This window comes from Odoribacter sp. N54.MGS-14 (assembly GCF_000980295.1).
Taxonomy (GTDB): domain Bacteria; phylum Bacteroidota; class Bacteroidia; order Bacteroidales; family Marinifilaceae; genus Odoribacter; species Odoribacter splanchnicus.
This window is the reverse complement of record NZ_LARL01000100.1, coordinates 1-7,807: the sequence shown is the minus strand read 5'-3', so window position 1 is coordinate 7,807 and position 7,807 is coordinate 1. Positions and strand designations below refer to the sequence as shown.

Below are 7,807 nucleotides of genomic sequence, written 5' to 3'. Positions count from 1 at the left end.
CGGCTGAAGCCGGACGATTGGAACGGTATTGGGGCAATGCCCGCAGGCGGACAATCTATCAGGGGACGGATCCGGAGGCAGGTAATCCGGTGATCTGTGATTTTCATGCCGATCCGGCGATCTTGTTTGCCCGGCAAACGGGGAAGTTTTATTTGTATCCGACCACCGATGGGTATGAGGGATGGGGAGGAAACAGTTTTAAGGCTTTCTCATCTCCTGACTTGGTACATTGGCAGGACGAAGGGATTATACTCGATCTGCCCTCACAGGTGAAATGGGCCGACCGGAATGCCTGGGCTCCTTGTATTACCGAAGAAAAGATCGGAGGGAAATATAAGTATTTCTATTATTATACGGCAGCTCAGAAAGTGGGGGTGGCTGTGGCCGATCATCCTGCCGGGCCTTTCAAGGATTCGGGAAAACCTTTGATCGACCGTTTGCCTCAGGGGGTGAGCGGGGGACAGAATATCGATCCCGATGTATTTACCGATCCGGTATCCGGTAAGAGTTATCTTTATTGGGGGAACGGATTTATGGCCGTGGCCGAATTGAGCGGGGATAGGCTGAATATCGTACCTGGAAGCCAGAGGGTGATTACTCCTTCGGACGGAACTTTCCGGGAGGGGACCTGTGTGATTTTCAGAAAAGGAAAGTATTATTTTTTGTGGTCGGAAGACGATACCCGCAGTGAAAATTACCGGGTACGTTATGGCATTGCCGATTCTCCTGTCGGGCCGATTCAGATACCGGAATCAAATCTGATCCTGGCGAAAGATCCCGAAAAAGGAATTTATGGGACAGGGCATAATTCGGTGATCCAAGTGCCGGGGAAGGACGAATGGTATATCGTATATCACCGTTTTAAACGGCCGGAAGGGATCACGATGGGGGAAGCTGCCGGATATCACCGCGAAGTGTGTATCGACCGGATGTATTTCGGTAAAGATGGGACAATTCTTCCGGTGACACCAACACTCGAAGGAATACGACCTGTGAAAGTGAGAAACAAATCGGTATACGAGAAATAGAAGCTTAAGTGTATCTTATACTTTTAACTGTAGAAAAAATTTGCCTTATAATTATTTTTTTGCTTGTTTTGTAAAAAAATTTTACGAGGTGGAAAGTATAAGGTATTATGAACAAGAGGCTGATTTCAAAGTCGCTGTAGATTGTATTATTTTTGGTTTCGATGAGGAAGGATTAAAGTTGTTGTTATTAAAGCGGAATTTTGAACCTTGTAAGGGAGAATGGTCTCTGATGGGAGGTTTTTTGCGGGCGGATGAGAATCTGGACCAGGCAGCGGAACGGGTATTGAGGGATTGTACCGGCTTGGAAAAAGTTTATATGGAGCAATTGATGACATTCAGTGATGTGGGACGTGATCCGGGAGCCCGTGTCGTTTCTGCCGCTTATTTTGCTTTGATGGATATCCGTAATTATGATAAAGAAGCGGTGAGTTCATATAATGCAGCATGGGTACTGTTGGAGCAAGTGCCTCCTCTGATCTTCGATCACAACCAGATGGTTACGAAAGCTTTGGGGCGTTTGAGAAGACGGGCGACCAATTGTCCGGTAGGTTTCAACCTGTTACCTCAGGAGTTTACGCTTCCTTCTTTACAGATGCTTTACGAGGCGATTTTCGGATGTGAAATCGACAAACGTAATTTCCGGAAGAAGATCCATAGCATGAATATCCTGATCAATACGGGTAAAAAGGACTACTCTACTTCGAAAAAAGGAGCTTATCTCTACTCTTTCGACGAAGAAAAATACAATAGTATGCTTGAGAATGGATATAACCAGAACTTTTTTAATATCTGATTCGAAAATTATTAGAGTTATAAAGTCTATATAATGTTAAAAATGAGAATAATTCATATTTTTGTACTTCATGTTTTTAAATAGGAAAAACAGTTGATTCATTTAATAAGTTTGAAGCCTGAAATTCTAACCGGCTAAATTCTCCGAGTGTGAGAGTTGCAGTCTGATCAGCAACTTTTTTTCATAAAATAATTCATTCTGCCGGGATTATTTATGTAATACAAAAGTAAATGTTTATAAAGTCGATGGACTTTATGAACTAATTATTATTACTTTTGCATTTGGTTTTGAATATGCTATGATTAAAGACAAGCTTTTTTCTTTTAATTTTTGTTATATCCTGGCAGCCAATTTCCTGCTTTTCTTTGCTTTCTACTTGCTTTTGCCGGTATTGCCGTTTTATTTGAAAGAGCAGTTTATGGCAGGTAAGTCGATGATCGGGTTTATTTTGTCTTGCTATACGCTGGCGTGTTTGTGTATCCGGCCTTTTTCCGGGTATATGCTCGATACTTTCAGTCGGAAACCTTTGTATCTGCTCGCTTATTTTGTCTTCACCGTTATTTTCGGAGGGTATATGTTAGCCGGAGCTTTGGTTTTGTTTATCGCTTTACGGATTGTACATGGGTTTGCCTTTGGGATGGTGTCTGTCGCAGGAAATACGATTGTCATAGATATCCTGCCTTCTTCCCGGCGGGGAGAAGGCTTGGGTTATTATGGACTGGCCAATAATATTGCCATGAGCTTCGGGCCGATGACCGGATTGTTTATGCACGGACATTGTTCGTATGCCGTTATTTTTACTTGTTCGCTGGTGTCCGGAAGTCTGGGCTTCATCATGGCTTCTTTAGTAAAAACGCCCTTTAAACAACCGGTGAAACGGGAACCGATTTCTTTAGACCGCTTTTTTCTTGTAAAGGGATTACCGGCCGGTATTTCACTTTTATTGCTTTCTATTCCGTATGGGATGACTACCAGTTACGTGGCTATGTATGCCGAAGAAATAGGGATCGGGGTGAGCTCGGGATTGTACTTCACTTTTATGGCTGTCGGTTTGGCGGTATCCCGTATCTTTTCCGGCAAACAGGTCGATAAAGGGAGAATTACCCAGGTGATCTCTTTGGGGATGTATCTGGCTTGTGCCAGTTTTTTTGCACTCTCGGCCTGTGCATATTGGGTGAAGTGGAATGCCGGAGCTACTTCTGTCATTTTTCTGGTAATCGCTCTTTTACAGGGGTTGGCTTTCGGTACGATGTTTCCGGCTTTCAATACCTTGTTCGTCAATCTGGGCACCAATAGTCAACGGGGTACGGCTACTTCTACTTATCTGACCAGTTGGGATGTCGGGATCGGGATCGGATTGATGTGTGGCGGAGCCATCGCTCAGGCTTTCGGAGGATATAATCATGCCTACCTTTTCGGAGCTTGCCTGACCGTCGTTTCTACTTTATTTTTTATTTGTAAAGCCGGCCCGCATTTTAACCGTAACAAGCTGCGCTGACGATATTTTCCGGTAAAATCAGAAAACGATCGGCCTCTCTTCGTGCTTGATAAGTGTCGGATCATGGTCTTCCTGATCGGTGAAATCTTTCAGCTTCTCAATTGCGATGGGGTACATCTGTGACGGTAAAAAAGTGCTCACAGGCTCCTGCAATTCGATAACTTTCTAAACTCATCGAACGTACAATTTGAAAGTTGCAACGGTCAGGTTTATTTTCTTGCAACCTTAGAACCTCTGTAATTGAAGAAATTTGCTATGAAAGGACAGATTGCCGATAAACTGAACACAGAAGAACGACGCGAATTAAAAGACGAAGATTTCGGTATTCCCGAAACCCGCGAATTTCCAATGCCCGATGCGCCGCATATCCGGGCAGCTGAAGCCTATTTCAGGTATGCTCCTGAAGATAAAAAAGAAGAGCTGGCACGCCGGATCTTGATGAAAGCCCGGAAATTCGGAGTAAATATTCAAAGTCCGACTATTCTCGAATGGGCCCAAGAGAAAAGTGGAAGATGAGTACAAAAGAACAGTATTGGAAGTATTCCCTCATTACCATTATCCTGGTGATGGGAGTGGTGATCTTTTTCAAGGCTACTCCTTTTTTAGGCGGACTGCTGGGGGCAGCGACCATCTATATCCTGCTTCGCAATCAGATGCTCTATCTGATAGAAAAGAAACATATGAAAAAAAGCCTGATGGCTACCCTCATGTTAATCGAGACTATTCTGATTTTTCTGATTCCGATATCTCTGGTCGTCTGGCTTTTAATCAGTAAATTGCAGGCGATCAATCTCGATCCTAAAAGTTTGATGGAGCCCATCGGGCATGTTTCTAAGCTTGTTCAGGAAAAGACCGGATACGATGTTTTGAGTAAAGGGAATATCGATGCTTTATTATCGGTACTGCCTAAAGTCGGCCAAATCTTGATGGGGAGTATCAGTAACTTTATTATCAACGTATTGGTATTGATATTGGTGTTATATTTTATGTTGGTGGGCGGACGGAAAATGGAGGACTATATTATCGATATTTTACCTTTTAACCAGAGGAATAAGCGGGATGTACTGCACGAATTTCATATGGTGGTAAAATCCAATGCTATCGGAGTACCTTTATTAGCCATCATTCAAGGGGGAATTGCTATGTTGGGGTATTATATTTTCGGTGCACCTGAAGTGATTCTGTGGGGAGTTGTGTCCTGTTTCGCTACGGTTATCCCGGTGATCGGCGTGGCTATCGTATGGATTCCGTTGGCTCTGTACATCGGAGCTACCGGACATTGGTGGATGGCTTTGGGTTTATCGGTCTATTGTATTGTAATCGTAGCGAATGTCGATAATCTGATCCGTTCGGTTTTGCAGCGGAAAATGGCGGATACACATCCTTTGATTACCATTTTCGGGGTGGTTATCGGCTTATCCTTATTTGGTTTTATGGGGATTATTTTCGGACCTTTGTTGCTTTCTATCTTTGTTTTATGTGTTCAGATTTTTAAGGCCGAATATCTCGAAGAGCCTCAAGGTCAGAAACGTTTGACCGGTCGTACCGGAAGCCGGACTTAGTCTGCCGCTAAATACTTTTGACTAATTTGTATGCCCGTTTTAATAATTAATAAAACCTTACCGCCTTGATATTAAAATTATTTGTACTTTAGGGCTTTGAAATTTTTATCATATTTTATTGAAATGGCATTATTCGGATTATTCGGAAAGACTAAAAAAGAGAACCTGAATAAGGGGTTAGAAAAGACCAAGGAAAGTGTTTTTAAAAAGCTGGCCAGAGTGGTGGTCGGTAAATCTAAGGTAGATGACGAGGTGTTGGATAATCTGGAAGAGGTTTTGATCACCTCGGATGTAGGTGTCGAGACTACGGTCAGGATTATCGAACGTATCGAAGAGCGTGTACAGCGCGACAAATATATGGGTGTCGATGAATTGAACCGGGTGTTGAAAGAGGAGATCGTCGCTTTGTTGAAAGAGAATACTGTTAACGATGCCGCTTCGTTCGAATTACCTGAAAACGGTGTGCCCTATGTGATCATGGTGGTCGGAGTGAATGGAGTGGGGAAAACGACTACGATCGGAAAGTTGGCCTATAAATTTAAAGAAGCCGGTAAAAAAGTGGTATTGGGAGCTGCCGATACTTTTCGTGCTGCTGCTGTCGATCAATTGGTGATCTGGGCAGACCGGGTCGGAGTGCCGATTGTAAAACAGGCAATGGGTGCCGATCCCGCTTCTGTAGCTTACGATACGTTAAGTAAAGCCAAGGCCGACGGAGCTGATGTCGTGATTATCGACACCGCCGGACGGTTGCATAATAAAATAAACTTGATGAATGAGCTGACAAAGATCAAAAATGTAATGAAAAAGGTCTTGCCGGAGGCTCCGAATGAAGTGTTGCTGGTATTGGATGGCTCCACCGGACAAAATGCTTACGAACAGGCCAAGCAGTTTACACTGGCGACGGAAGTGAACGCTTTGGCTATTACAAAACTCGATGGAACCGCCAAAGGAGGTGTGGTTATCGGTATATCCGACCAGTTCAAGATCCCTGTGAAATATATCGGTATCGGTGAGAAAATCGAAGATTTGCAGGTATTCAACCGGGAGGAATTTGTCGATTCGTTGTTTAGTTAAATGAAGAAGATATTGTTTGTATGTCTGGGGAATATTTGCCGTTCTCCGGGTGCGGAAGCAATCATGAAGGCATGGATAAAGAAAGAGGGCAAAGAAAAAGAGTTCTTGATCGATTCGGCCGGACTTTATAGCGGACATGCCGGAGCTCTTCCTGATGAGCGGATGCGCCGGCACGCAAGCCGCCGGGGATATGTCCTGGATAGTCGTGCCCGTACTTTTTATCCGACTGCCGATTTTGCAAAGTTCGATATGATCATCGGTATGGATGACCAGAATATCGAGGCTTTAAAACGTGCAGCAATAAATGAGGAAGAAAGAGCGAAAATCTTTAAAATGACTGATTTTTGCCGGAAATCCACTTCATATTCCGAAATTCCCGATCCTTATTATGAAGGTCCCCAAGGATTCGAGCTGGTACTCGATTTATTGGAAGATGCGGTTGCCGGACTTTATCGGTATTGTTTGGCCCATTATTGATCCGGATATCTGAAAACTTTACAGTCTGAAAATCTTTCAGACTGTTTTTTTATTTATATAATAATGCAATTTTTTTTATATATTTTAAACTTTGATCGGATTTCGGCATAATTTTTGTTATTTTTTGTATGTATATATAGGGGGATAATTCTATCCCAACATCTAAAACTATTATACTTTGGAATACGTTTAACTGAATTTGAATGAATCTTAGTAAAATGAAAATTGTATTTCTGAGTTGTCTGGCTTTTTTTATTTTAGCGTGTAGTAAAGGTAAAATAGACGATTTCTCTGAAGGAGAGGAGACGAGTGCCGTATCTTTTGCCTTGAAAACCGATTATACTTTAGATGAAGTCGTATTTACACGTTCTGTTTCAGTTCCTACCGAAGAGGAATTTAAAGTCCGGATAGAAAATACCCGGGCTGAAGTCTTGAAAGAATGGGAGTATGGAAACTTGCCTTCTTTGATCAAAGTAGTTCCCGGAAGTTATAAATTAGTCGGTTGGTTCGGAAGTGATACGATTCTGCCGGCTTTTGACCGTCCTTATTATTATGGGGAGACCAAAATTACGCTGAAAGAAGGAGATGTTTTGGATACGATTGTTCCTGTAAAGGTTGCGGCAGCAAAAGTGGCTATTACTTTCGATGAAAGTTTCGGTTATGATTACGATGATTATTTTGTGGACATCAAGACCGTTGGGGATTCTTTGCATTTTCTGAAAAATGAAAAACGCGAAGGTTATTTTAAGCCCGGAAAGTTACGGATGCGTTTTGGGCTTAAACCGAAGGGTTCGGATATTTATTATCAGTTTTATCCGGAAGCTATTGCCCATGTAAAGGCGAAGGAATTTTATAAGATGACCTTGAAGGCCCAGACTAAAAATGGCGCCTTGTCGGGTATTGCTATTGAGACTGATTCTTCAACGATCGATATTCCGGTGGAGGTGGATTTACCCCCTTATTTCTTGCCTAAAAAAGCTCCGGTAGTAACGTTTACTGCTGACGATATGGATGCAGGAAATATATTGACGACAGAAGGTGTCTCCAAAAAAGCAATAGTGATGATAACTTCTGCAGCGGGGCTGACTGAACTGAAAATTAAAACGACATCAGATACTTTACTGGCAAGAGGATGGCCTGCAGAATTCGATCTGATGAAGGCAACAGCTGAACAGAAATCTTTATTGAAAGCCAACGGTTTGGATTGGAGTGAAGATATTGATAAAAATGACACGATCAGGGCCGCTGTATGGGTGAATTTCAATCATGTAATCAAATTGCTAAATACGGCACCTGGGCAGACTAGTATTTCGACTTTTGAGATTTTAAGTAAGGATCGTTTGAATCAAAATGGGAATGACTGTAAGTTTAGTGT

8 protein-coding genes are annotated in these 7,807 nt (G+C 42.6%); all 8 read left to right on the top strand.

The window, feature by feature from the left end:
• On the top strand, positions 1-1,028 hold a 1,028-nt coding region (locus tag WS42_RS13780), incomplete at its 5' end, for a family 43 glycosylhydrolase (RefSeq protein ID WP_353743304.1).
• 88 nt (positions 1,029-1,116) lie between these two features.
• The gene (locus WS42_RS13775) at positions 1,117-1,821 is read left to right on the top strand and encodes an NUDIX hydrolase (protein WP_370752008.1); all 705 of its coding nucleotides are present in this window, start codon (positions 1,117-1,119) and stop codon (positions 1,819-1,821) included.
• 298 nt (positions 1,822-2,119) lie between these two features.
• Positions 2,120-3,319, top strand: coding sequence for an MFS transporter (locus tag WS42_RS13770; RefSeq protein WP_022161408.1), 1,200 nt, complete (start codon positions 2,120-2,122; stop codon positions 3,317-3,319).
• 255 nt (positions 3,320-3,574) lie between these two features.
• Positions 3,575-3,835, top strand: coding sequence for a DUF6582 domain-containing protein (locus WS42_RS13765; RefSeq protein WP_022161409.1), 261 nt, complete (start codon positions 3,575-3,577; stop codon positions 3,833-3,835).
• Positions 3,832-4,881, top strand: a complete 1,050-nt coding sequence (locus tag WS42_RS13760) for an AI-2E family transporter (RefSeq protein WP_022161410.1) — start codon at positions 3,832-3,834, stop codon at positions 4,879-4,881. The genes WS42_RS13765 and WS42_RS13760 overlap by 4 nt, the downstream gene beginning before the upstream one ends.
• A 123-nt stretch (positions 4,882-5,004) precedes the next feature.
• Positions 5,005-5,955: a signal recognition particle-docking protein FtsY gene (gene ftsY / locus WS42_RS13755; protein ID WP_041556566.1), complete on the top strand. Its 951-nt coding sequence runs from the start codon at positions 5,005-5,007 to the stop codon at positions 5,953-5,955.
• Positions 5,956-6,432 (top strand): low molecular weight protein-tyrosine-phosphatase, encoded by a 477-nt coding sequence (locus tag WS42_RS13750; RefSeq protein ID WP_046451273.1) that lies wholly within the window; start codon positions 5,956-5,958, stop codon positions 6,430-6,432.
• A gap of 218 nt (positions 6,433-6,650) precedes the next feature.
• A partial coding sequence (locus tag WS42_RS13745; protein WP_046451272.1) for a DUF4493 domain-containing protein occupies positions 6,651-7,807 on the top strand: 1,157 nt, incomplete at its 3' end.